Below are 22408 nucleotides of genomic sequence, written 5' to 3' on the forward strand. Positions count from 1 at the left end.
CCTACCCCTCCGCCGCCATCATCCGCCGCGCAACCGCCTCGCGCCACGAGATGAAGCTCACCGCCGCCATGATGATCGCGCCACCCGCGATCACCCAGGCGTCCACCGGCTCGCCAAAGGCCGCGGCCCCCAGCAGGACCGACCACAGGAGCTGAAGGAAGGTCGCGGGCTGCGTGGCCCCGGCCGGCGCGATGGCAAAGGCCCGCGTCATCGCATAGTGCCCCCCCGTGGCGAAGCATGCCGTGGCGAAGAACCAGCCGATCTCGACCGGACCCACCGGCACCCAGACCGCCCAGGCAAAGGGCAGAAGGCCCAGCGTCACCGTGGCCGACAGCATCCCCACCACCACCGCGGCCGGCACCTGCCCCGACAGCCGCTTGGCCACCAGATAGCCCGCAGCGAGGAAGAGCGACGCCCCCAGCATGGCGACATGCCCCGGCTCGACCGCCCGCAGCCCCGGCCGCAGGATCACCAGCGCGCCCAGCAGCGCCGCCGCCACCGCGATCAGCCGCCGCGCCTCCCAGCGCTCGCCCAGGAACAGGCAGGCCCCCAGCGTGACATAGATCGGGTTGAGGTAGTTCATCGCCGTGACCTCCGCGAGCGGGATGCGCGTCATGGCGAAGAACCACAACAGCACGCCCAGCGTGTGCACGGCCCCGCGCGCCGCAAAGAGCCGCGCCTCCCCGGCCGAGAGCCCCCGCCGCCACAGCGGCCAGAGCATCGGCACCGCGAAGGGCAGCCCCAGGGCAAAGCGCAGGAAGGCGGACTGCGCGGCGGGCACGCCCGCGCCCACAAGCTTCACGGTGGCCGTCATGCCCACGAAGAAGAGCCCCGCCAGCACCATCCAGAGGATGCCGGCGAGGGGCCGGGCCGCGACGGCGGCGCCCGGCGCGACGGCGGTCACGACGCCGCGTAGGCGGCCATGGCCTCGTCCGAGGTCTCCATGTTGGTGGTGACCGACTGCACGTCGTCATCGTCCTCCAGCACCTCGATCAGCCGCATGAGCTTCTCGAAGGTCTCGCCCTCGACGGGCGTGGTCAGCTTCGGTCGCCAGACGAACTTCGCGGTCTCGGACTCGCCCAAGCTGCCCTCCAGCGCGGCCGAGACGGTGCCGAGGTCGTCCTCGCCGGTGGTGATCCAGTGGCCCTCGTCGTCGGACTCCACGTCCTCCGCGCCCGCATCCAGCGCCGCCATCATGACGGTGTCGGCGTCGCCCGCCGCGAGCTTGTAGAAGATCTCACCCTTGCGCTCGAACTGGAAGGCGACCGAGTTGGTCTCCCCGAGGTTGCCGCCGTTCTTGCCGAAGGTGGAGCGCACGTTCGACGCGGTGCGGTTCCGGTTGTCGGTCAGCGCCTCGACGATGACCGCCACGCCGCCGGGGCCATAGCCCTCGTAGCGGATGTTCTCATAGGTGTCGGCGTCGCCGCCCTGCGACTTCTTGATCGCGCGGTCGATCACATCGCGCGGCATCGAACTCGAGCGCGCCTCCTTGACCGCCAGACGCAGGCGCGGGTTCTTGTCGGGGTCCGGGTCCCCCATCTTCGCCGCGACGGTGATCTCCTTGGCAAGCTTGGAGAAGAGCTTGGAGCGGATCGCGTCCTGCTTGCCCTTGCGGTGCTGGATGTTGGCCCATTTGGAATGGCCGGCCATGGGCGTGGTCTCCCGAGAAATCCGAAGGCTGTTGACCGCGTTCCTCTACCGGGACCGCCCCCGCGCCGCAAGACCGGGGGGTGTTGCGCGACTCGGGGGAGGACCGTTCGGAGCCCCAAGGTTTCGTTAACCTTCGGCGGGCATCCTGGTCCCGAGCATCAGGAGATCCCATGTCCGCAGGCACCCCCAGCCCCCTCGCCCCGCACGGCCGCCCGGCCAGGGCGGCGCCTGCGTCACAGGTCCCAGAACAGCGGGATCGTCAGGCTCGCCACGATCCCCGCCAGGATGTTGAGCGGGATGCCCACCTTCAGGAAGTCGCTGAACCTGTAGCCGCCCGGTCCATAGACCAGCAGGTTGCACTGGTAGCCGATGGGCGTGGCGAAGCCGAAGGAGGCCCCCAGCATCACCGCGATCAGGACCGGGCGCGGATCGAGCCCCAGCGTCTGCGCGAGCCCGATGGCGACCGGAGTCACCACCACGGCGACCGCGTTGTTGCTCAGGAGCTCGGTCAGCAGCGAGCAGAGCGCATAAATGGCGAAGATGGTCAGCACCGGAGGCCAGCCGGCCATGACCGGCGCGATGCCATCCACGATCAGCTCGACCGCGCCCGACCGCTCCAGCGCCTCGCCCACCGCCAGCATCGCGAAGAGCATGGCCAGGAGCCGCCCGTCGATGAAGCCGAAGGCCTCGTCCGAGTCGATGCAGCGCGTGACCAGCACCACCGCGACGCCCAGAAGCGCCAGGATCTCGATGGGCGCGACCTCGAAGGCCGACAGCCCCACCACCGCCGCCATGGTGGCGATCACGATGGGGGCGTGGCCCCGGCGATAGGCGCGGCTCGCGGGATGCGCGATGTCCACAAGGTTCTGGTCCTGCGCCAGCCGCTGGATGTCCTCGGCCGTCCCTTCCAGAAGCAGCGTGTCGCCCGGCCGGACCACCACGTCGTCGAGGTTCGTGCCGAAGTTCTTGTCGCGCCGGTGGACGGCCAGCGGATAGACGCCGTAGCGGCGGCGCAGCCGCAGGTCGCCCAGGCGGCGTCCCACCATCCGGCAGTCGGCGGCGATCAGCGCCTCGACGGTCGTGGTCGGCACCGAGGAGAGCTGGTCCACGCGCCGCAGGGACTTGTCCTGCTGGAGCGAGAGCAGCTCGGTCATCGCCGTCCGCAGCACGATCCGGTCCCCGGCCTGAAGCGTGACGTGCTCGAAATCGCGTCGGAGCGAGGCGTCGCCCCGGATCACGTCCACGAGCCGCACCCCCTCGCGCTTGAAGAGCTGGACCCCCAGCACCTCGCGCCCGATCAGGTTGCTGCTCTCGGGGATGACGACCTCGGTGAAGAAGCGCATCTTCGAGCGGTCGGTCACGAAATCCGCCATGCTCTTGCGGTCGGGCAGCAGCCGCGGCCCCAGCAGCGCGAGGTAGAGCGCCCCCGCGACGGCCACGGGCAGGCCCACGGAGGTCATCTCGAAGATGTGGAAGGGCTCGAGCCCCGCGTCCCGCGCCACCCCCGCCACCACGAGGTTCGTCGAGGTGCCCAGGAGCGTCATGCACCCCCCCAGCAGCGTGAGGTAGCTGAGCGGGATCAGAAGCTTGGAGGGCGCGAGCTTCATCTGCCGGGCGAGCTGGATGAAGACCGGCAACATCACCACGACGATGGGCGTGTTGTTGATGAAGGCCGACCCGAGAACGATGCCCGCGCAGATGAGCCCGAGGGTGAGCCGCGGCCGCGCCTCCACGTGCCGCGACGCGAGGGCGCCGATGAAGCTCAGGCCCCCCGTCCGCACCAGCGCCCCCACGAGGATGAGCATGGCCACGATGGTCCAGGGCGCGCTGTTCGAGAACACGTCGAGCGCGCCGTCCATGGGCAGGATGCCGGTCACCAGCAGCGCGGCGGCGCCCACGATGGCGACGACCTCCACGGGATAGCGCTCCCGCATGAAGGCCACGAACATCAGCAGCATGACGACGATGGCCGCCCAGGGCTGCATCTCCGCCGGGATGGCAAGGCCGAACATGGTCAGGAACTCCCGCGCCGCGACGTCATGCCGTCAGGGCCGCGCCTCGGGCAGACGGCCCCCCAGGCGCACCGGCACGGCGCGCGTGGCGCGGCCCGTGCGGTCCTCGGTCTCGACGTAAAGGCCCGCCAGCGTGGCCTCGCCCAGCGCCGGGGTGAAGCGGTCGCGCCCCATGCCGGTGATGAAGCGGCGCATGGGCTCGTCCTTCTGCATCCCGATGATCGAGTCGTAGTCGCCGCACATGCCCGCGTCCGACTGGTAGGCGGTGCCACCCGAATGGATCACCACGTCGGCGGTGGGGACATGTGTATGGGTGCCGACGACGACGCTCGCCCGCCCGTCGCAGAAATGGCCCATGGCCATCTTCTCCGAGGTGGCCTCGGCGTGCATGTCGATCAGGGACGCCTGCACCAGCCCGCCGCGCGGATGCGCCCGCAGCACGCCATCCACGGCCGAGAAGGGGTCGTCGAAGGGCCGCTTCATGAACACCTGCCCCAAGACCTGCGCCACCAGCACCTTGCGCCCGCCCGGCGCGTCATAGACCCGGTGCCCGCGCCCCGGCGCGCTCTTGGCGAAGTTCAGGGGACGGACGATCTGCGGCTCCTGCTCGATGAACGGGACCATCTCCTTCTGGTCGAAGGCATGGTCGCCGAGCGTGAGCACGTCGGCCCCCGCGTTCAGCAGCACCCGCGCGTGCTCGGGCGTGAGGCCCATGCCGCCCGAGCAGTTCTCGGCATTGACGACCACGAAGTCGAGCCGCCACTCCTTGCGCAGGGCCGGCAGCCGCTCGGCCACGGCAGCGCGGCCGGCTCGGCCCATCACATCGCCCAGGAACAGAAGTCTCATGCCCCCCGTCTAGGGGGGCGGAACGGTGCTGACAAGCCGGAGCCGATGGATCGTCCGCCCTCAGGGCCGGATGATCTCGCTCTCGGTCACGATGACATCGAGCGGCGCGTCGGTTTCCTCCAGGGGCAGGCCCTCGTCCTCCTGGGCGGCCCAGGCGAAGCCGATCGCGGTCATAGGCCCCTGCGCGCGCAGGGCGGCCAGGGTCCGGTCGTAGAAGCCGCCGCCATAGCCCAGCCGCCCGCCCTGGCGGTCGAAGGCGACGAGAGGGACGATCAGCACCTCGGGCGCAACCTCCTCGCCCGAGGCCGGGATCTGCGTCCCGAAGCCGCCGTCGAGCATCTCGCAGCCCGGGGTCCAGCGGCGGAAGGTGAGAGGCAGGCCGATGCGCGGCGTGACGGGCACGCCCACCGGCCCGTGCCGGACGGCCTCGACCATGGCGGGCAGCGGGTCGATCTCGGTCCGCATGGGCAGGTAGCCGGCCAGGGGACGGCCCCGATGGGCCTCCAGCACCTGCATCAGGAGCCCCGCCTGCGCCGGGTGGCCCTGTCCCCAGGCATCCTTGCGGCGGGCAAAGGCGCGGGCGCGGGCATCGGCCTTGATGGAGGAAAGGTCGGTCACAGCAGCACCACCGTCGCAAGCCCAAGGAAGGAGAAGAAGCCGACAACGTCCGTGACCGTCGTCACGAAGGTGCCCGAGGCCAGGGCCGGGTCCACCCCGATCCGTTCGAGGAGGAGAGGCACGAAGACGCCCGCCAGCGCCGCCGCGAGCAGGTTGATGACCAGCGCCGCCGCGATCACGCCCCCCAGCGCCCAGGACCCGAACAGCAGCACCGTCAGCCCGCCCAGGACCAGGGCCAGGATGAGCCCGTTGAGAAGGCCCACCGCCGCCTCTCGCCGGATCACCCGCCAGGCGTTCGAGCGGGTGAGGTCGCGCGTGGCCAGCGCCCTGACCGCCACGGTCAGCGACTGCGTGCCGGCGTTGCCCCCCATGGAGGCCACGATCGGCATGAGCGCCGCCAGCGCCACCAGCGCCTGGATCGTCCCTTCGAAGCGCGAGATGACGAAGGCCGCGAGCCCCGCCGTCCCGAGGTTGACCACCAGCCAGGGCAGCCGTCCGCGGATGGTGTCGAGCACGCTGTCCGACAGCGCCCCTTCGCCCACGCCCGCGAGGCGCAGGATGTCCTCCTCGTGCTCCTCGTCCAGCACCGTCATGGCGTCGTCGATGGTGATGACGCCCACCAGCCGGTCGTCGTCGTCCACCACGGGGGCCGAGATCAGATGATACTTCTCGAAGGCCCGCGCGACGTCGCCCTGCTCGTCCTCGACATGAAAGGTGCGGAAGCTGTCCTCGCTGATGTCGCGCATCCGCGCGTCGCGGCGCGAGCTCAGGATGCGGCCCAGCGTCACGTAGCCCACGGGCTTCAGTCGCGGGTCCACCAACACGACGTGGTAGAACTGGTCGGGCAGCGTGATGCCCGACCGCAGAAAGTCGATCGCGTCCCCTACGGTCCAATGCGAGGGCGCGCGCACCACCTCGGACTGCATGAGACGGCCGGCGGAGTATTCGGGATAGGCGAGGGCCTTCTCGACCGCGATCCGGTCGGCGGCCGGCAGCGCCGCCAGAACCTCGGCCTGCCCCTCGGCGTCGAGATCCTCTACGAGGTCCACGACGTCGTCGGTCTCCAGGTCCTGCACCGCGAGCGCGAGCTCGCCGGGGCTCAGCGCCTCGATCACCTCTTCGCGCAGCGATTCGTCGAGTTCCGACAGGATTTCGCCGTCGACCCCGCCCTTCCAGAGCGCCAGAAGCGCCCGGCGCTCGTTCGGGGCGATCTGCTCCAGAAGGTCGGCGATATCGGCGGCGTGGAGCGGATCGAGCAGGGCGTCCAGCGCCAGCGGGTCACGCGCCGCAACGGCGTCCAGCACCTCGTCGACGAGGCGGGGCGCGAGGCCGAACTCGTCCTCCTCGTCCTCGGGCACGCGGGGGGTCACGCCGGATCGATCGTCCATCCGTTCCTCCCTGCGCTGGCCGGCCTCGTGGCGGACCCTAGCGATTTTCGGTGCGGGGGCAACCGGGAGCAGCCCGTTTGCAACCCGCCGGACGCCCTCCTAGGGTGGCGCCATGACCACGCAGCTCCTTCTCGGCCAGACCCTGTCCTTCACCGGCGACCCTTTCCTCCAGCCCTGGACGGACTGCGTGAGCCATCACGAGCGCGGGGGCGTGCTGATCGCGGATGGGCGCATCGCGGTGGTGGGCGACAGGGCGTCGCTGCAAGCGGCGCACCCGCAGGCCACCGTCACGGACTATGGGCGCGACCTGATCCTGCCGGGCTTCGTGGACGCCCACATGCACTACCCCCAGACACGGATCATCGCCTCCTGGGGCAAGCGACTGATCGACTGGCTCAACACCTATACCTTTCCCGAGGAGATGCGCTTCGCCGACCCGGCCTATGCCAAGGCGGTAGCCGAAGAGACGCTCGACCTCGCGCTCCGGCACGGGACGACGACGCTCTGCTCGTTCGGCACGATCCACGAGGGCTCGGCCGACGCGCTGTTCTCAGCGGCCGAGGCGCGCGGGATGCGGATCGTGGCAGGACGCACCTGCATGGACCGCGACACGGCGCCGCCCGGCCTCCGCGACACCGCGCAGTCGGCCTACGACGAGAGCGCGCGCCTGATCGAGCGCTGGCACGGCCGGGGGCGGGCGACCTATGCCATCACACCCCGCTTCTCGCCCACCTCGACCGAGGCGCAACTGGAGGCGCTGGGCGCGCTCTGGGCCGCGAACCCTACCTGCCTCATGCAGACACACCTGAGCGAGCAGGTGGACGAGATCGCCTGGATGCGCGACCTCTATCCGCAGGCGCGCGACTATCTCGACACCTACGAGTCCTTCGGCCTTCTCGGCCCGCGCGGGCTCTATGGCCACGCGATCCATCTGGAGCCGCGCGAGATCGACCGACTGCAGGAGGTGGGCGCGGCGGTGGTCCATTGCCCGACCTCGAACACCTTCATCGGCTCGGGGCTGTTCGACCTCGTTGGCCTCAAGCGCCGCGGCCTCTCGGTGGGCCTGGCTACCGACACCGGGGGTGGGTCGTCCTTCTCGATGCTGCGGACGATGGCCGCGGCCTACGAGATCTCGCAGCTTCGCGGAACAGCGGTCCATCCGGCGCAACTCCTGTGGCTCGCGACCGAGGGCTCGGCGCGGGCGCTGCATCTGGATGGCTTGGTGGGACGCCTGGGGCCGGGGGCCGAGGCCGACCTGGTCGTGCTGGACCTTGCCTCCACCCCGGCGATCGCCCAGCGGGCGGCACGGGCCGAAGGGCTGTGGGACACGGTCTTCCCCACGATCATGATGGGCGACGACCGCGCGGTGCGCGCGACCTGGGTCGCCGGCCGTTCAGCGCCGCGGCCAGCCTGACGCCTTCAGCAGCCGTCGGCGAACATCAGGACCCACATGCCGCCCGCCTGCCCCAGGCCATAGACCCCGTAGTTCGGTCCCAGCATGTTGGCCCGGTGCCCGGCCGAAGCCGACCAGCCCGCGAAGGTATCGCCTGCGCTGTCCTGTCCCCAGGCGATGTTCTCGGCGAAATAGCCCCTGCCCCGGCAACCCGCCCGCCGAGCACGGTCCACCACCGTCGAGCCATCGGGTCCGGTATGGGAATGGCTCCCGGTGCGGGCCATCTCCTCGGCATAGGCCTGGGCGGCGGCCTGCAGGATGCGGTCCTCGCGCAACGCGCCCAGCCCGTTCTGGGCCCGCATCGCGTTGAGCGCATCGCCAAAGCTCATCCGCGACGAGTTCGAATCCGACGAAGCGGAACCGCCTTCGGTCGAACCCGCGGCGGCTGGCCATGGGCCAGAGAGCAGAAGGCCGAAGGCCAGCAGCGTCGCCAGGAAGGCGGAAGGAAGTCGCATCGGTGTCGCTCGGGCATGGGATCAGACAGCCCCACTGTCCCGATTCAACCTGGCATTGCAGTGGCCGAGTTGCGTCACCTTTCAGGAACGGCATCACATCGCTCAACAGTCGGCGAGGTTCCGCGCCAGCCGTCTCTGCCTCTCCAACACTGTCGGCAGATCGACGCTCACCAGATGGCCTCCGGCCACGATGCGGCGGCCCTCGACCCAGAGATCGCGAACGCGGCTCGGCCCGGCAAGAAGAAGCGCAGCCGGATCCCAGCTTCCCGCCGCCTCGACACCCCGAAGGTCCCAAAGCGCAAGGTCCGCGCGCGCGCCGACGGCGATCCGCCCGCAGTCGGGACGGCCCAGCACCTCCGCCCCGCCCCGCGTCGCGATCCAAAGAGCCTCGCGCGCGCTCATGGCGTCGGCACCCTGTGCCACGCGCTGGAGAAGCATCGCCTGCCGCGCCTCCAGCATCAGGTTCCCCGCGTCATTGCTGGCCGAGCCGTCGACGCCCAGCCCGACCGGCACGCCTGCGTCCCGCATGGCCCGGAGCGGCGCGATCCCCGATCCCAACCGGCAGTTCGAGCAGGGGCAATGCGCGACCCCCGTCCGGCTCCGGGCGAAGAGCCCGATCTCGGCCTCGTCGAGCCTGACGCAATGGGCATGCCAGACGTCGGGTCCGGTCCAACCCAGATCCTCGGCATACTGGCCGGGGCGGCAGCCAAAGCGCTCCAGCGAATAAGCGACGTCCTCGTCGTTCTCGGCGAGGTGGGTGTGCAGCATGACCCCCTTGTCGCGGGCGAGGAGCGCCGCCTCGCGCATCAGGTCCCGGCTGACCGAGAAGGGCGAGCAGGGCGCGACGCCGACCCGCACCATCGCACCCTCGTCCGAGTCATGAAACGTGTCGATCACTCGGAGGCAGTCCTCCAGGATCGCCGCTTCGGCCTCGACCAGCGAATCGGGCGGCAGGCCGCCCGCGCTCTCGCCGATGCTCATCGCGCCGCGGGTCGGATGAAAGCGCAGGCCGACCTCCTGCGCCGCGGCGATCGTGTCGTCCAGACGCGCCCCGTTCGGGAACAGATAAAGATGGTCCGAGGTCAGCGTGCAGCCGGAGAGCGCCAGTTCCGCGAGACCTACTTGAACCGAGACGAACATCTCCTCGGGCCCGAACCGGGCCCAAATTGGGTAGAGCCGGCGCAGCCAGCCGAAAAGGAGTGCGTCCTGCGCCCCCGGTACGGCGCGGGTCAGCGTCTGGTAGAGGTGGTGGTGAGTGTTCACGAACCCCGGCGTGAGCAGGCATCCCGCGGCCTCGACCACCTCCGCTCCCGGCGCGTTCAGCCTTGGACCCACATCGGCGATCACCCCGCCTCGCACCAGAACGTCGCAGCCGGCAATCTCGCGCGAGGCGTCGTCCATCGTCAGGCACAGGTCGGCGTTGCGGATCAGCAGGTCGGGCATGGTGGCGTCCTCCGGGATTGCGGCCCCTGCCTGCCCCATCGGCCCGCTTCTGTCACGCCGACAGTCGCTTCCAGCACGGCATCCTGCCTATCCGGCCAGCAGCTCCATGGCCGCCGCATGGATCGCCGGGTTCGCCGCGGCGAGAAGGCGCCCGCCACCATGCGCGGGCCCTCCGTCCCAAGCCGTCGCCAGCCCGCCGGCCGCCGTCACCACAGCGATGGGGGCCTGCACGTCATAGGGCTGCAACCCCGCTTCGATGACCAGATCCACCTGCCCTGCCGCCAGCAGCGCATAGGCGTAACAATCCATCCCGTAGCGCACGAGTCGCGCGCAGTCGGCCACACGCCGGAAGGCGGCGCGCTCGGCCTCGGTGCCGATTTCGGGAAAGGTCGTGAGGATCGTCGCCTCTTCCAGCCCTCGCACGGGCCCTACCCGCAGATCGGATCGCCCCCGCGGCCCCTGCACGAACGCCCGCCCGAAGCCGCCTTCGAATCGTTCGCCGATATAGGGCTGGTCGATGAGACCGAAGAGCGGCCCCCATTCATCGGCGACCGAGATGAGAACCCCCCAGGTGGGCGTGCCGCTGATGTAGCCGCGCGTGCCATCGATAGGGTCCAGAACCCAGGTCAGGCCGCTGGTGCCAGTCTTCGGCCCGTATTCCTCGCCCAGGATGGCGTCCTCGGGACGCTCGCGGGCCAGGACCTCGCGCATGGACCGCTCGGCCGCCCGGTCGGCTTCGGTCACCGGATCGAAGCGCCCCCCGGCATTGGATCCCTTGTCGTCCGATGCGATGCCGGTGCGGAAATGGCGCAGCGTCACGGGCCGGGCTGCATCAGCCAAGGCATGCGCCGTTCGGATCAGCTCCGCCTGCGTCTCGGATGTCAGGGTCTGGCGCATGGGGCTTGCTCCGCGTCCGCGATCGCCCGGAAGGTGATCGGGCGGAGGGACGCGGTCAAGTCAGGCGGCATCGCTCAGGACGCGGGCCAGGTCGAAGAGACGGCGACGCTGCGCCTCGGGGATTGCGTAGTAGGACCGCAGAAGTTCCAGCGCCTCGCGATCCGACAGGATGTCGTCGGGCATCGCGGGCCCTCCGGCCAGCTCGGGCCGGGCCTGACCATCCATGCCCTCGAAGAAGAAGGACACGGGAACACCAAGCGCCCCGGCGATGTCCCACAGCCGCGAGGCGCTGACACGGTTGGCCCCGGTCTCGTACTTTTGGATCTGCTGGAACTTGATGCCAACCTTGTCCGCCAGCTGCTGCTGGGTCGTTCCCAACGTCCAGCGGCGATGCCGGATACGCTTGCCGACATGCACATCGACCGGATGCTTCATAGTGACCTTCCTTGTCATGCATTCTTGTTCTGCCGGGGGCGACCGGTCAGCCCGAACGGCAGCGCCCGAATATAGTTCTGTACGCGCCCGCAGCAGAACACGGATAGGTTGAACAAGTCACCTTTACCTTTTGGTCAGGTCGGGCACCGGCAAACATTCGCGATCAGGCCAGGGTTTCGGCGAAGGTTTCGACACCCGGACGAGCCTTGGAACCGGATGATGATCGAAGCTCCCGCCGGATCAACTCGACGAGATCCTCCTGTGCCGCGATACGGGCCGGCTCCCTCGCATAAAGGTTAATGTGGACCGACCACAGATCTGGCAGGAGCCCGCCGTGCGCGACACGCTCCAAGTGCGGCGCCTGCGCGCCGTCGATCTGGACGAAGACGGCCAGATCGGCGCTCACAATGGCCTCGTTGGTGCGGGTGGACGACCCCTCGACCGCTGCCTCCCAAGGGATGCCCTCCCGGTCGAGCCGCCGCTGGACCCCCTTGCGGAAGATGCATTGAGATTCGAGCGCAAGGCGCAGCGGGCGGCCTCGCCAGGCCTGGCCCCCCGGAGCCCCGATCCAAGTCAGCGAACGTTCGCCCAGGCACTCGGCAGCAGGAGCGTCCTCGGTGGTCAGGATCACGTCGATCTCGCCTTTCGCGAACTCCTCCTGGAGACGGAGCGTGAACGAGGACAGCAGGTTCACTTTCACCTTCGGATACTCGGCCGCGAAGCGCTGCAGCACCCGAGGGATCGCCGGGTAGACGATGTCGTGGGGCACGCCGAGCGTGATCTCGCCTTCCAGATCGGAGCGTGTGAGCCGCCCCCAAGCTTCGTCGTTGAGCGCGAGCATCCGCCGCGCGTAGCTGAGAAGTTGCTCGCCCATGGGGGTCAGGGCCACGCCCCGGCCGGAACGGTCGATCAGGGCGAGCCCCGTCGAGTCCTCCAGCCGCTTCAGTTGCATCGACACCGCCGATTGCGTGAGGTTCAGGAGCCCCGCCGCCCGGGTCACCCCGCCGGTATCGGCCACGGTGACGAAAGAGCGCAGGGCCGTCAGGTCCAAGTTCCGAGGCATATCTCGATCCTTGATATCAGAGACATCAAACATTCATTTCACTTATGGACTAGCCAGTATGATATATCAAGCACCGGAATGCCTACACCTCCTTTCATCACTATCATTGACCGCACATCGATCAGCGGAGAGACTGCCATGACCAGCTTATCCATCTTTGCCGATACTATCTCGCGCCGCCCGATCATCAGCCTGTCACGGCTGCTGACCCGCCTCGCGCTCCAGCGGTCCCGGCGGAACCTGGGCTGTCTCGACGACCATCTCCTGCGCGACATCGGGCTCGACCGGACCGAGGCACGACGGGAGGCCGATCAGCCCATATGGAATGCGCCGCATCACTGGCTGCGCTAGGCGGCTGCAACGGGACGGACCGTCTTGAATTGAACTCTGGCTCCCCCAATATGCTGGCCCAAGGGTACTGCCGTTCAAAGCGGTGCCGTTGAATGCAACTCAGGGGGGGTCAAATGGCTGACTACACCACGATCCGCGCGACGACGGCCGGCGCCCGGGCCGCGCGGATCGACGAAGGGCTGCGCGCCCACATGAACAAGGTCTACGGCACGATGTCCGTGGGCATGCTGGTGACAGGTGCCGTCGCCTGGGCCGTGGGCTCGTCGCCCGTGCTCCTGTCGGCGTTCCGCGATCCGGCGACGCTGCAGCCCAACATCCTGGGCTGGATTGCCATGTTCGCGCCGCTCGCTTTCGTGTTCGTGATCGGCGGCATGGTGAACCGCGTTTCGGCGGCCGGCCTGCAGGGGCTTTTTTACGTCTTCGCCGCGTTGATGGGGCTGTCGATCGCCTGGATCTTCGCGGCCTTCACCGGCGTCTCCATCGCGCAGACGTTCCTCGTGACGGCTATTGCCTTCGCGGGCCTGTCGCTATGGGGCTACACCACCAAGCGCGACATCTCGGGCTGGGGCTCGTTCCTCATCATGGGCCTGATCGGGCTCATCGCGGCCTCGATCATCAACATCTTCCTGGGCTCGCCCGCCATCGCCTTTGCGGTGTCGATCATCGGCCTGCTGATCTTTGCCGGCCTGACCGCCTATGACACGCAGCGCATCAAGGTCGACTACGTGCAGCACGCGACCTATGGCGACGCGGAATGGCTTGGCAAGTCGGCGATCCTCGGCGCGTTGAACCTGTACATGAACTTCATCAACATCTTCATGTTCCTGCTCCAGTTCATGGGCAGCCAGCGCGAGTGATGCGCGCGACATGACGACGACAGGGGGCCGGCGGCGACGCCGGCCCTTTTCGCATTCAGAGATCGCACTCCATCTCGACGGCCGCGAATGGGGCGCCTCCGAAGGCGAGCGTCACCCGAGGCCCCTCGCGAAAGCCCAGGGCCGCATAGAAGGGAACGGCCGTGAGCGTGGACAGACAGGAGAGCCGCTCCATTCCGGCCCCCTTGGCCTCTTCGAGCACCCGTCCCATGATGGCTCGTCCGACGCCTCGGCGCGCCGCACGGGCGTCGGTCGCCACGTGCCGGACATGACCCAGCCCAGATACCGTCGCGCCGCCTCCAGGCGGCTCAATAGACCAGCCACCCGACCCGAGGAGATGGCGGCCCTCTTCGGCCAGGAAGTAGCGGCCGAAACGGAAGAGCGCCGGCTGAGCCCGCGCCATGCGAGGCAACGCGAGCACCAGGGTCGAGGGCGGATAGTCCGCCCGCAGGAGCGGCCCATAGGATCGCGCCAGAAGCGCGTCGACGGCACTGATGTCCTCGGGCGTCGCGCGGCGGATCGTCAGCATGAGGCACCTCGGAACGAAAAGGGGCCGCGTGGTTCGCACGCGGCCCCGTCGAGTCGATCCGTGGAAGGCGGATTACTTGATCTTGCCTTCCTTGTACTCGACGTGCTTGCGCACGACGGGGTCGTACTTCCGCACAGTCATCTTCTCGGTCATGGTACGGGCGTTCTTCTTGGTGACGTAGAAGTGCCCGGTCCCGGCCGTCGAGTTGAGGCGGATCTTGATGGTGGTCGGCTTGGCCATGGTTATGCTCCCGTCGCGGGAGCGGGCCCGCGTGAATCTCGGATGAAGCCTGCCTTTTAGCCACGGGCCGCGCGTAGTCAACCCGAAAGCGGCAGGGGCGAGGATGCGCGGATGGCCTGTAAGCCGGATTCTGTCCGGAGGATCGCTCCCCCTGGATGACCATTCCTCTTGGCCCGCCGTTGCCGACGCGCCTCTAGCTGCCAACCCGGACCCCTGGGCGGAAGCGCGCCTGCCGTTGCCGGCGCGGGGTCCCTATTTGGCATTGCTCCCGGTGGGGCTTGCCGTGCCGGTCCGGTTGCCCGTCCCGCGGTGGGCTCTTACCCCACCGTTTCACCTTTTCCCGCCGGATGCTCCTTTGGCGAACCTCCGGTCCGACGGGTAGTCTGTTCTCTGTGGCGCTTTCCCTCGGGTTTCCCCGGCCGGGCGTTACCCGGCACCGTGCTTTCCGGAGTCCGGACTTTCCTCGTGGACCTTGCGGCCCCCGCGGTCATCCGGCCATCCGCGCGAGGGCCCCTCTAGGCTTCGCCCGCCCGGCGGTCAACGGGAAAGCGGCGTGACAGGTCCAGCGCAGCTCCTGCGTCCCGAGGTGAGGCCGGGCCCGAGGCCCAGGGCCGGAAGCGCCACCGGAAGGCCGTCAGCAACACATCGACCGGCAGGGCCGGATCGTAGCCGAAGGAGCGCAACGAGGGCGAGAGCTCGGCCTCCTCGGCCTCGGCCTCCTCGGGCCAGACCGACAGCCCAGCGCGGGCCAGGCGGCGCCAATCGAACCGGGGACCGGGATCTAGCTTGCGGGCCGGCGCCATGTCGGAATGGCCGATCACCCGTTCCGGAGGAATCGTCCAGCGGGACAGAAGCCCGTCCAGCAGATGCTCCAAGGCCCGCATCTGCGGCTGCGCATAGGGATGCGTCCCCCGATTCGACAGTTCGATGCCGATGGAGCGGGAGTTGATGTCCCGGACCTCGCCCCAGCGTCCCGCCCCTGCATGCCAGGCTCGCCGCTCCTCGGGTACAAGCGCGATCACTTCGCCGTCCTCGGCGATAAGATAATGCGCCGAGACCTCGGCCACGGGGTCGCAGAGACGCGCCAAGGCCTCGCGAGTCGAGGCCATGGCGGTGTAGTGCAGCACCACGAGGTCGGGCCGGGCGTCGCCTCGCCGCTCGCCGTGGTTGGGCGAGAGACTCAGTTCCGGCCCACCGCCGCGCGGAAGGGCGCCGGATCCCAGGCGCAGGCGAAGCCGTCCCCATCGGGATCGAGCCCACGCGCATCACGCTCGGGTCCGCCACGGGCCAGGAAGTCGCGCTGTGCGTCGTCCGGGGTCGCGTAGTCGGCGCAGTTGCGCAGCATGCGGTTCTCGCTCGAGAACAGGATGAAGCGCGAGTACCACTCCTGCCCCTTGGCGTTGGGCACGTTGAGCGCGTACTCGACGATGTTCGGGCCGGCGTTCGCGGGCGGCGGCGGCAGCGCCTGCGGCTGGACCACCTGATATTGCGCCGCCTGCGCCGCGCGGCGGGCGGCGTCGGACTCGATGGTCTCGCGTGAGGAGACGGCTTCGAAGTCCTGCTCGTCCGAGATACCGCCCGTCGAGGACGGAACCGTGGGATTCGCCACCGGCAGAGCCCCGACAAGCGTCGGCGCGGCGTTGCTGGGCGAAGCCTCGACGCCCGAGGCGCGCAGGGTGTTCACGTCGCCCGCGACGCCGCTCGACGCTACTGTGACAAGACCTCCGGGCGAGGAAGGCAGGGCCGCGCCCGGGGCGCCGAGCGGGGCGGAGGCCACGGGGACCACGCCAATCCCGGCCGCGGCAAGCGACGTGCTCGGGATGGCGCCGGCGGACGCGGGCGCCATGGGGGTGGCGAAGCCATAGGGCGAGGTCGGCACGGCTCCTGAAGACACGAAGCCGCCCATGGGCTGGCCGGTCAGGGAGGCCTCGCGCTGCGCGGCGTACTGGTCATAGGACCCGAAGCCCACGCCCGGATCCGGGGCCGGCGCCGCGCAGGCCGCGACAAGGGCCACGGGGCCGAGGACCAGGAAGGCGCGCATGTGTCTCTCCACGTCGTTCACCACCACTTACCGGGCTTCGCCTTGAAGCCCACTGCACGTTCCAGTGAATAGGCCAGGTTCAGGAGGTCGCCCTCCTCCCACGGCCGGCCGATGAGTTGCAACCCGAGCGGCAGACCCTGCCCGTCGAGCCCGGCCGGCACCGAGATGCCCGGCAGCCCCGCAAGGTTCACCGTCACGGTGAACACGTCGTTCAGATACATCTGCACCGGGTCGGCGCTCGCCATCTCGCCCAGACCGAAGGCGGAGGACGGGGTGGCGGGGGTCAGGATCGCGTCGATGCCCTCCGCGAAGGCCCGCTCGAAGTCGCGCTTAATGAGCGTGCGCACCTTGCGGGCGCGGTTGTAGTAGGCGTCGTAGTAGCCGGCCGAAAGGACGTAGGTGCCGACCATGACGCGGCGCTGCACCTCGGAGCCGAAGCCTTCGGCGCGGGTCTTCTCGTACATCTCGGTGATGCCGTCGCCCTGCGACAGCTTCGCGCGGCGGCCGAAGCGGACGCCGTCGTAGCGGGCGAGGTTCGAGGAGGCCTCGGCGGGCGCGATCACGTAATAGGCGGGCAGCGCATATTTCGTGTGCGGCAGCGAGATGTCGCGGATCTCGGCCCCGGCGTCGCGCAGCATCTCGGCGCCGCGATGCCAGAGCGTCTCGATCTCCCCAAGCATGCCGTCCATGCGGTATTCGCGGGGCAGGCCGATGACCTTGCCGCGGATGTCGGCTGTCAGCATCGACTCGAAGTCCGGCACGGGCAGGTCGGCCGAGGTCGAGTCCTTGGGGTCATGCCCGCACATCGCGCGCAGCATGATGGCCGCGTCGCGCACGTCCTTGGTCATTGGGCCCGCCTGGTCGAGCGAGGAAGCGAAGGCGATGATGCCCCAACGCGACACGCGGCCATAGGTCGGCTTGATGCCCACGATGCCGGTGAAGGCCGCGGGCTGCCGGATCGAGCCGCCGGTGTCGGTGCCCGTGGCCGCCGCGCAGAGGTCCGCAGCCACCGCGGCCGCCGAGCCGCCCGAAGAGCCGCCGGGGGTCAGCGAAGTCGCGTCGCCCGCGCGTCGCCAGGGGTTCACGGCGTTGCCGTAGACGCTGGTCTCGTTGGACGAGCCCATCGCGAACTCATCCATGTTGAGCTTGCCCAGCATAACCGCACCCTGCTTGTGCAGTTGCTCGGTCACGGTGGAGTCGTAGGGCGGCCGGAACCCGTCGAGGATGCGCGAGGCGGCCTGAGAGGGCACGCCCGTCGTGCAGAACAGGTCCTTGATGCCCAGCGGCACGCCGCAGAGGTCCGGCGCCATGCCCATCTTCAGTCGGGTCTGCGCGAACTCGGCCTGCCGGCGGGCGATCTCGGGCGTCTTGTGGACGAAGGCGTTGAGGGCGTCCGCCGCCTCGATCGCGCCAAGATAGGCGTCGGTCAGTTCGGGCGCGGTGAAGTCCTTGGCGCGCAGGCCGTCGCGGGCCTGGGCAAGCGTCAGTTTCGTCAGGTCCGTCATTCGACCACCTTGGGAACGGCGAAGAAGCCCTCGCGCGCGTCGGGGGCGTTGAGCAGAACCTCGGCCTGCCGGTTGCCGTCGGTGACGACGTCCTGGCGGCGCTTGAGGCGCATCGGGGTGACGGAGGTCATGGGCTCCACGCCCGCCACGTCGACCTCGTTCAGCTGCTCGATAAAGCCCAGGATCGCGTCGAACTCGCGCGCGAGGGCGGGCAGGCGCTCCTCCTCGACGCGGATGCGGGCGAGGCGCGCCACTTTCCGGGCGGTGTCGGTGTCGATGGCCATCGAGGGTCCCCTGGGGTTTGCGGGGTGTTAGCGCCGGAGCGCCTCCCCCGCAAGGGCGCGACGGTGCCGGCCCAGGACCTCGATCATCCAACCCAGCATGACCGCGTTGAGGATGTGCCACAGGAAATGCGTGCCGAGCGGGACGGCGTGCAGACGGCCTCGTCGAGCGAGCGGAAGGTCAGCGAGACCGCCAGGATCGCGACTCCGGTCGCGAAGCCCCGCGCCGTGGCGGGGCTTCGCCGGCGCAGGAGCCAGGCGTGCAGAAGGATCAAGGTCGGCACCGGCCAGTAGAAGGACGAGGCCGCGAAGAAGGGCAGCGAGCCGAAGACGGGGGTGAGGACCGCGAGCCAGGGTATCGTCAGCCCCGCGAAGAGAAGCGAGGCCCAGACACCCTGCCCCCAGATCCGCCGGTGGGCGGCGAAGACGTAAAGGAGGATGTAGCCCAGGATCGGCAGGGTGTCCGCCGCGGCGGCCCAGGGGGTCGCGAAGGTGTGGAACAGGAAGCTGCCGAGGCCGATCGCCCCCAACATCGCCGACAACGCCCGGCACAGAGGCTCGTCCGGCCAGCGGCGCCACGCGAGGGCCGCGACCAGGAGAAAGGCTGCGTTGGTGAGCGCGTTCACCGGCTCGGCCCAGAACCCGGGCCCCAGCCGCTCGCAATAGGCGTCGATCCGGTCCATGCGCGCCAGCCTAGCCCGAGGCCACGCCGGGCGTCAGGTCTTTCGCGCGCCCCATCAACTTGACCCAAATACGCATTCCAGCCGTTGGATCAGGTGTTCCGCTTGGAGTCGGGCGCGAATGCCCTACCCTGCGGCTGACCCCCATGGCGAGCCCCGCATGTTCCCCATCCGTGACCACAACCCGTCCCAAGGCACGCCCTTCGTCACCTACGTGCTGATCCTCATCAACGTGGCGATCCACTTCTGGCAGGTGTCGAGCATCCAGAGCGAGGTGCAACTCTACCGGCTCTACGACGCCTATGCGATGATCCCGGCCGAGATCAGCGCGGGGCAGGATCTGCTGACGCTCGTCACCTCGACCTTCCTGCACGGGGGCTGGATGCACCTGATCGGGAACATGCTGTTCCTCTGGATCTTCGGCGACAACCTCGAGGAAGCGCTAGGGCGGGCGGGCTTTCTGGCCTTCTATCTCTTGGGTGGGATCGGGGCGGGGCTCTGCCAGTGGGCGGGGGGACCGCAATCGCCCATCCCGACCGTGGGAGCCTCGGGCGCCATCGCGGCGGTGATGGGGGGCTACCTGCTCCTGTTCCCCAAGGCCAAGGTGGACGTGCTGATCTTCATCATCATCCTGATCCGGATCATCCCGATCCCGGCCTGGATCATGCTGGCGCTGTGGTTCGTGCTACAGGTCTTCGGCGGCTTCGCGGCCGATCCGCTGACCGGGGGCGTCGCCTACTGGGCCCATGCGGGGGGCTTCGCCATCGGCTTCGTGATGATGGTGCCCGCCTGGCTGAAGCGCGGGGGCGCGGCGTGGTGGAGCCGCACCGACGGCCATCCGCCGCACCCCGACGCCCAGTGGGGGGCGCTCACGCCGTCGCGGGTGCCGGAGGTCAGGCGCCGCCGCTAGGGGCGGGCGCGGACGACCTCGGCGAACTTCTCGAAGATCGCGGGGTTGGCGGCGATGAGGTCGCCATGCTCCAGCGGCTTGTGGCCGTCGCGGATCGGGCCCACGAAGCCGCCGGCCTCGGCCACGATCAGCATCCCCGCCGCGATGTCCCAGGGAAAGGTCTCGCGCTCCCAGTAGCCGTCGATGCGGCCCGCCGCGACATAGGCGAGGTCGAGCGAGGCCGAGCCCAGCCGCCGCACGCCCGCGCATTCCGGCATGAGCCGGGCGAGGTCCTGCAGCATCGCGGGCAGGGTCCGCTTGGCGCCAAAGGGGATGCCGGTGCCGAAGAGGCAGTCGATGAGCCGCGAGCGGGCCGAGACGCGGATGCGGGTGTCGTTGAGCCAGGCGCCCTCGCCCTTCTCGGCCCAGAAGGTCTCGTCCTTCACGGGGTCGTGGACGACGCCGGCGACGATGTTGCCCTTGTGTTCGAGCGCGATGGAGATCGCCCAGTGCGGCAGGCCGTGGAGGTAGTTCGTGGTTCCGTCGAGCGGATCGACGATCCAGCGGCGCGTCGGGTCCTCGCCCGCCTTGGCGCCGCCTTCCTCGCCCAGGAAGCCGTAGGTGGGCCGCGCCTCCATCAGCATCTCGCGCACCGTCTGCTCGGCCTGGCGGTCGGCGCGGGACACGAAGTCGCCGGGCCCCTTCTGCGAGACCTGGAGCTGCTCGACCTCGGCGAAGTCCTTGAGGAGGCCCCGACCGGCCTTGCGCGCGGCCTTGATCATCACGTTCATGTTCGCGCTGCCGGCCATTCCCACTCTCTCCTTGCAGGTCAAGGCGCGCATATAGACCGGAGAACGTCCCCGTCACAAGGTCAGCCGCGCTGGAGCCGCACGGCCTCCTGCCGGGCGAGGCGGATCAGGTGGGCGACGAACGGGCGGGTCGCGTCCGCCGACCGGGTGGCCGCGTAAAGGCGCTTGACGATGGGCCGCCCGCTCCGGGTCAGAGGGCGCGTGACGATATCCATGTCGGCCCGCGCGGTGGAGCGCACGACCCAGTCGGGAAGCACCGCGATCCCGCGCCCTGAGGCGACAAGAAGGAGGATCATGGCGGTCAGCTCGACCGGCCGGAGGGCGGCGGGCTCCACGCGCTCGGGCGTGAGGAGCTCGGTGAAGACGTCGAGCCGGGTGCGGTCCACGGGATAGGTGATGAGCGTCTCGGGCGCGAAGTCGCGGGCCTCGATGGCGGGCTTGGCGGCGAGCGGGTGGCCGGCGGCGACCACCAGGACGGGCTCGTAGTCGAAGAGCGGATTGAAGAGAACGCCCGGCAGGTCCTCGGGGTCGGAGGAGACGACGAGGTCCACCTCCTCTCGCCGCAGCGCCGGCATGGCGTCGAAGGCGAGGCCCGGGCGGATGTCGATGTCGACCTCGGGCCAGGCCTTGCGGAACTGGTTCATCACCGGGAGGAGCCATTCGAAGCAGGCGTGGCATTCGATGGCGACGTGCATCCGGCCCGCCCGCCCGGCCTCCAGGTTCGCGAACTCCGCCTCGAGCGCGGCGACCTGCGGCAGGATCGCTTGCGCGGCGGCGAGAAGGCGCTGGCCCGCGGGCGAGAGGCGCAGGGGACGGGTCGCGCGGACGAACAGTTCCACGCCCGCCTGCTCCTCGATGCCGCGGATCTGGTGCGAGAGCGCCGACTGCGTGAGGCCCAGCAGGTCGGCCGCCCCGGCGAGGCTGCCCGTTTCGTGGATCGCCTGGATCGTGCGGAGGTGGCGGAACTCGATATGCAAACGGAACTCATGTTGATGCTGAAGATTATGAATTTGTCTCATAACCGCCCGCCGCCTACAACAAGCGTCAACAGCGCAGGGAGCCGCCATGCCGACCGTCAGCTTCGAATTCTTCCCGCCCAAGTCCCTGGAAGGGTCGTTCCGCCTCTGGGACTGCTGCAACGTGCTGGGGCCGATGGGGCCGGAGTTCGTGTCCGTCACCTACGGCGCGGGCGGGACCACGCGGGAGCTGACGCACGAGGCTGTGGGGACGATCCACAAGCACTACGGTCTGACGGTCGCGGCGCATCTGACCTGCGTGGACGCGAGCCGCGAAGAGACGCTGGCCATCGCGGACGCCTATGCCGCCGTGGGCGTGACCGAGATCGTGGCGCTGCGGGGCGATCCGCCCAAGGGAGCGGAGAGGTTCTCGGCGCATCCGCAGGGGTTCGCCTCGTCGGTGGAGCTGGTCGAGGCGCTGGCGCGCACGGGCAAGTTCACCATCCGCGTGGGCGCCTACCCGGAGAAGCACCCGGAGGCGGCGGACGCCAGGGCCGACATCGAGTTCCTGAAGCGCAAGATCGACGCGGGCGCCACATCGGCCATCACGCAGTTCTTCTTCCAGCCCGAGACGTTCTTCCGCTTCCGTGACGCCTGCGCCAAGGCCGGGATCACGGCGCCGATCCTGCCGGGCATCCTGCCGGTAGAAAGCTGGGCGGGGGTGAAGCGGCTGGCGGGGCGCTGCGGGACGCATATCCCCGAGACCACGGCCCATGCCTTCGAGAACGCGGAGCGGGACGGGACGACGGAGCTGCTGGCGGTGGCTGTGGCGACCTCGCTCTGCGACCGGCTGATCCAGGGCGGCGCGGAGCACCTGCACTTCTACACGCTGAACAAGCCGGGCCTGACGCGGGACGTGTGCCTGGCGCTGGGGATCGCGCCCAAGGCGCGGCTGCAGGCAGTGGCCTGACGGAGGGGGGCGAAGGCGCGCG

Annotated in this window: 24 protein-coding genes, 1 other RNA gene and 1 pseudogene; 5 read left to right on the top strand and 21 right to left on the bottom strand. The window is 69.4% G+C overall.

What is annotated here, in order from left to right:
- Position 1: 1 nt before the first annotated feature.
- From FHG71_RS07065 to mgtE, 6 genes are all read right to left on the bottom strand, one after another.
- Positions 2 to 904: a DMT family transporter gene (locus FHG71_RS07065; RefSeq protein ID WP_281281956.1), complete on the bottom strand. Its 903-nt coding sequence runs from the start codon at positions 902 to 904 to the stop codon at positions 2 to 4.
- Complete coding sequence (locus tag FHG71_RS07070) at positions 901 to 1650, bottom strand: YebC/PmpR family DNA-binding transcriptional regulator (RefSeq protein WP_139080927.1); 750 nt, start codon at positions 1648 to 1650, stop codon at positions 901 to 903. Before FHG71_RS07070 ends, FHG71_RS07065 begins: the two co-directional genes overlap by 4 nt.
- A 233-nt stretch (positions 1651 to 1883) precedes the next feature.
- Positions 1884 to 3662, bottom strand: coding sequence for an SLC13 family permease (locus tag FHG71_RS07075; RefSeq protein WP_139080928.1), 1779 nt, complete (start codon positions 3660 to 3662; stop codon positions 1884 to 1886).
- 33 nt (positions 3663 to 3695) lie between these two features.
- The gene (locus FHG71_RS07080; protein WP_139080929.1) at positions 3696 to 4508 is read right to left on the bottom strand and encodes a TIGR00282 family metallophosphoesterase; all 813 of its coding nucleotides are present in this window, start codon (positions 4506 to 4508) and stop codon (positions 3696 to 3698) included.
- 60 nt (positions 4509 to 4568) lie between these two features.
- Entirely contained in the window at positions 4569 to 5126 is a 558-nt protein-coding gene (locus FHG71_RS07085; RefSeq protein ID WP_139080930.1) for a 5-formyltetrahydrofolate cyclo-ligase, read from the bottom strand.
- Positions 5123 to 6514 carry a magnesium transporter gene (gene mgtE / locus FHG71_RS07090; protein ID WP_139080931.1) on the bottom strand — a complete coding sequence of 464 codons (1392 nt, stop codon included), beginning with the start codon at positions 6512 to 6514 and terminating at the stop codon, positions 5123 to 5125. Before mgtE ends, FHG71_RS07085 begins: the two co-directional genes overlap by 4 nt.
- A gap of 112 nt (positions 6515 to 6626) precedes the next feature.
- On the opposite strand from mgtE, the gene guaD reads away from it, so the two are divergent.
- Positions 6627 to 7928: a guanine deaminase gene (gene guaD, locus FHG71_RS07095; RefSeq protein WP_139080932.1), complete on the top strand. Its 1302-nt coding sequence runs from the start codon at positions 6627 to 6629 to the stop codon at positions 7926 to 7928.
- A gap of 5 nt (positions 7929 to 7933) precedes the next feature.
- On the opposite strand, the gene FHG71_RS07100 is transcribed toward guaD, so the two are convergent.
- The 5 genes from FHG71_RS07100 to FHG71_RS07120 all read right to left on the bottom strand — a co-directional run bounded on the left by FHG71_RS07100 (position 7934) and on the right by FHG71_RS07120 (position 12260).
- The gene (locus tag FHG71_RS07100; RefSeq protein WP_139080933.1) at positions 7934 to 8422 is read right to left on the bottom strand and encodes a CAP domain-containing protein; all 489 of its coding nucleotides are present in this window, start codon (positions 8420 to 8422) and stop codon (positions 7934 to 7936) included.
- A 102-nt stretch (positions 8423 to 8524) separates the two neighbouring features.
- Entirely contained in the window at positions 8525 to 9865 is a 1341-nt protein-coding gene (locus tag FHG71_RS07105) for an 8-oxoguanine deaminase (RefSeq protein WP_139080934.1), read from the bottom strand.
- 87 nt (positions 9866 to 9952) lie between these two features.
- Entirely contained in the window at positions 9953 to 10762 is an 810-nt protein-coding gene (locus tag FHG71_RS07110) for an inositol monophosphatase family protein (RefSeq protein WP_139080935.1), read from the bottom strand.
- Positions 10763 to 10822: 60 nt separating this feature from the next.
- Entirely contained in the window at positions 10823 to 11197 is a 375-nt protein-coding gene (locus tag FHG71_RS07115) for a helix-turn-helix domain-containing protein (protein WP_139080936.1), read from the bottom strand.
- 163 nt (positions 11198 to 11360) lie between these two features.
- Complete coding sequence (locus FHG71_RS07120) at positions 11361 to 12260, bottom strand: LysR family transcriptional regulator (RefSeq protein ID WP_139080937.1); 900 nt, start codon at positions 12258 to 12260, stop codon at positions 11361 to 11363.
- A 138-nt stretch (positions 12261 to 12398) separates the two neighbouring features.
- Here FHG71_RS07120 and FHG71_RS07125 point away from each other — a divergent pair, with 138 nt between their 5' ends.
- On the top strand, positions 12399 to 12611 hold the full coding sequence (locus FHG71_RS07125; RefSeq protein ID WP_139080938.1) for a DUF1127 domain-containing protein: 213 nt from the start codon (positions 12399 to 12401) through the stop codon (positions 12609 to 12611).
- A 113-nt stretch (positions 12612 to 12724) separates the two neighbouring features.
- On the top strand, positions 12725 to 13468 hold the full coding sequence (locus tag FHG71_RS07130) for a Bax inhibitor-1/YccA family protein (protein WP_139080939.1): 744 nt from the start codon (positions 12725 to 12727) through the stop codon (positions 13466 to 13468).
- Between the two features lie 55 nt (positions 13469 to 13523).
- On the opposite strand, the gene FHG71_RS07135 is transcribed toward FHG71_RS07130, so the two are convergent.
- The 8 genes and pseudogenes from FHG71_RS07135 to FHG71_RS07170 form a co-directional block, all read right to left on the bottom strand.
- On the bottom strand, positions 13524 to 14015 hold the full coding sequence (locus FHG71_RS07135) for a GNAT family N-acetyltransferase (RefSeq protein WP_139080940.1): 492 nt from the start codon (positions 14013 to 14015) through the stop codon (positions 13524 to 13526).
- A gap of 72 nt (positions 14016 to 14087) precedes the next feature.
- Positions 14088 to 14255, bottom strand: coding sequence for a 50S ribosomal protein L33 (gene rpmG, locus FHG71_RS07140; RefSeq protein WP_007799108.1), 168 nt, complete (start codon positions 14253 to 14255; stop codon positions 14088 to 14090).
- A 103-nt stretch (positions 14256 to 14358) separates the two neighbouring features.
- Positions 14359 to 14758, bottom strand: an RNA gene (rnpB, locus tag FHG71_RS07145) — RNase P RNA component class A.
- Between the two features lie 12 nt (positions 14759 to 14770).
- Positions 14771 to 15439, bottom strand: a complete 669-nt coding sequence (locus FHG71_RS07150; RefSeq protein ID WP_139080941.1) for an N-acetylmuramoyl-L-alanine amidase — start codon at positions 15437 to 15439, stop codon at positions 14771 to 14773.
- Positions 15436 to 16296 (bottom strand): hypothetical protein, encoded by an 861-nt coding sequence (locus tag FHG71_RS07155; protein ID WP_139080942.1) that lies wholly within the window; start codon positions 16294 to 16296, stop codon positions 15436 to 15438. The genes FHG71_RS07150 and FHG71_RS07155 overlap by 4 nt, the downstream gene beginning before the upstream one ends.
- 17 nt (positions 16297 to 16313) lie before the next feature.
- Positions 16314 to 17801 carry an Asp-tRNA(Asn)/Glu-tRNA(Gln) amidotransferase subunit GatA gene (gene gatA / locus FHG71_RS07160; RefSeq protein ID WP_139080943.1) on the bottom strand — a complete coding sequence of 496 codons (1488 nt, stop codon included), beginning with the start codon at positions 17799 to 17801 and terminating at the stop codon, positions 16314 to 16316.
- Positions 17798 to 18085, bottom strand: a complete 288-nt coding sequence (gene gatC, locus FHG71_RS07165) for an Asp-tRNA(Asn)/Glu-tRNA(Gln) amidotransferase subunit GatC (protein ID WP_139080944.1) — start codon at positions 18083 to 18085, stop codon at positions 17798 to 17800. Before gatC ends, gatA begins: the two co-directional genes overlap by 4 nt.
- A 27-nt stretch (positions 18086 to 18112) precedes the next feature.
- Positions 18113 to 18765 (bottom strand): annotated as a pseudogene (locus tag FHG71_RS07170) (ceramidase domain-containing protein).
- A gap of 157 nt (positions 18766 to 18922) precedes the next feature.
- On the opposite strand from FHG71_RS07170, the gene FHG71_RS07175 reads away from it, so the two are divergent.
- Complete coding sequence (locus FHG71_RS07175) at positions 18923 to 19672, top strand: rhomboid family intramembrane serine protease (protein WP_139080945.1); 750 nt, start codon at positions 18923 to 18925, stop codon at positions 19670 to 19672.
- Here the strand turns inward: FHG71_RS07175 and FHG71_RS07180 are convergent.
- Together FHG71_RS07180 and FHG71_RS07185 are read right to left on the bottom strand one after the other, a co-directional pair.
- Positions 19669 to 20460, bottom strand: coding sequence for an inositol monophosphatase family protein (locus FHG71_RS07180; protein ID WP_139080946.1), 792 nt, complete (start codon positions 20458 to 20460; stop codon positions 19669 to 19671). The genes FHG71_RS07175 and FHG71_RS07180 overlap by 4 nt on opposite strands.
- 62 nt (positions 20461 to 20522) lie before the next feature.
- On the bottom strand, positions 20523 to 21437 hold the full coding sequence (locus FHG71_RS07185) for a LysR family transcriptional regulator (protein ID WP_218014047.1): 915 nt from the start codon (positions 21435 to 21437) through the stop codon (positions 20523 to 20525).
- A gap of 88 nt (positions 21438 to 21525) precedes the next feature.
- Between FHG71_RS07185 and metF the strand changes: the two genes are divergently transcribed.
- Entirely contained in the window at positions 21526 to 22386 is an 861-nt protein-coding gene (gene metF, locus FHG71_RS07190) for a methylenetetrahydrofolate reductase [NAD(P)H] (protein ID WP_139080948.1), read from the top strand.
- Positions 22387 to 22408 lie beyond the last annotated feature (22 nt).

Origin of the sequence: Rubellimicrobium roseum, assembly GCF_006152145.1 — a bacterium.
Taxonomy (GTDB): Bacteria; Pseudomonadota; Alphaproteobacteria; order Rhodobacterales; family Rhodobacteraceae; genus Rubellimicrobium; species Rubellimicrobium roseum.

What these genes read in the sequence shown, in the direction of transcription:
- FHG71_RS07155 (WP_139080942.1), bottom strand. Translation starts at nt 16,296, where the DNA reads ATGCGCGCCTTCCTGGTCCTCGGCCCCGTGGCCCTTGTCGCGGCCTGC.
- FHG71_RS07080 (WP_139080929.1), bottom strand. Translation starts at nt 4,508, where the DNA reads ATGAGACTTCTGTTCCTGGGCGATGTGATGGGCCGAGCCGGCCGCGCT.
- FHG71_RS07115 (WP_139080936.1), bottom strand. Translation starts at nt 11,197, where the DNA reads ATGAAGCATCCGGTCGATGTGCATGTCGGCAAGCGTATCCGGCATCGC.
- FHG71_RS07110 (WP_139080935.1), bottom strand. Translation starts at nt 10,762, where the DNA reads ATGCGCCAGACCCTGACATCCGAGACGCAGGCGGAGCTGATCCGAACG.
- mgtE (WP_139080931.1), bottom strand. Translation starts at nt 6,514, where the DNA reads ATGGACGATCGATCCGGCGTGACCCCCCGCGTGCCCGAGGACGAGGAG.
- FHG71_RS07100 (WP_139080933.1), bottom strand. Translation starts at nt 8,422, where the DNA reads ATGCGACTTCCTTCCGCCTTCCTGGCGACGCTGCTGGCCTTCGGCCTT.
- FHG71_RS07175 (WP_139080945.1), top strand. Translation starts at nt 18,923, where the DNA reads ATGTTCCCCATCCGTGACCACAACCCGTCCCAAGGCACGCCCTTCGTC.
- FHG71_RS07135 (WP_139080940.1), bottom strand. Translation starts at nt 14,015, where the DNA reads ATGCTGACGATCCGCCGCGCGACGCCCGAGGACATCAGTGCCGTCGAC.
- gatA (WP_139080943.1), bottom strand. Translation starts at nt 17,801, where the DNA reads ATGACGGACCTGACGAAACTGACGCTTGCCCAGGCCCGCGACGGCCTG.
- FHG71_RS07130 (WP_139080939.1), top strand. Translation starts at nt 12,725, where the DNA reads ATGGCTGACTACACCACGATCCGCGCGACGACGGCCGGCGCCCGGGCC.
- metF (WP_139080948.1), top strand. Translation starts at nt 21,526, where the DNA reads ATGCCGACCGTCAGCTTCGAATTCTTCCCGCCCAAGTCCCTGGAAGGG.
- FHG71_RS07070 (WP_139080927.1), bottom strand. Translation starts at nt 1,650, where the DNA reads ATGGCCGGCCATTCCAAATGGGCCAACATCCAGCACCGCAAGGGCAAG.
- gatC (WP_139080944.1), bottom strand. Translation starts at nt 18,085, where the DNA reads ATGGCCATCGACACCGACACCGCCCGGAAAGTGGCGCGCCTCGCCCGC.
- rpmG (WP_007799108.1), bottom strand. Translation starts at nt 14,255, where the DNA reads ATGGCCAAGCCGACCACCATCAAGATCCGCCTCAACTCGACGGCCGGG.
- FHG71_RS07075 (WP_139080928.1), bottom strand. Translation starts at nt 3,662, where the DNA reads ATGTTCGGCCTTGCCATCCCGGCGGAGATGCAGCCCTGGGCGGCCATC.
- guaD (WP_139080932.1), top strand. Translation starts at nt 6,627, where the DNA reads ATGACCACGCAGCTCCTTCTCGGCCAGACCCTGTCCTTCACCGGCGAC.
- FHG71_RS07120 (WP_139080937.1), bottom strand. Translation starts at nt 12,260, where the DNA reads ATGCCTCGGAACTTGGACCTGACGGCCCTGCGCTCTTTCGTCACCGTG.
- FHG71_RS07105 (WP_139080934.1), bottom strand. Translation starts at nt 9,865, where the DNA reads ATGCCCGACCTGCTGATCCGCAACGCCGACCTGTGCCTGACGATGGAC.
- FHG71_RS07125 (WP_139080938.1), top strand. Translation starts at nt 12,399, where the DNA reads ATGACCAGCTTATCCATCTTTGCCGATACTATCTCGCGCCGCCCGATC.
- FHG71_RS07180 (WP_139080946.1), bottom strand. Translation starts at nt 20,460, where the DNA reads ATGGCCGGCAGCGCGAACATGAACGTGATGATCAAGGCCGCGCGCAAG.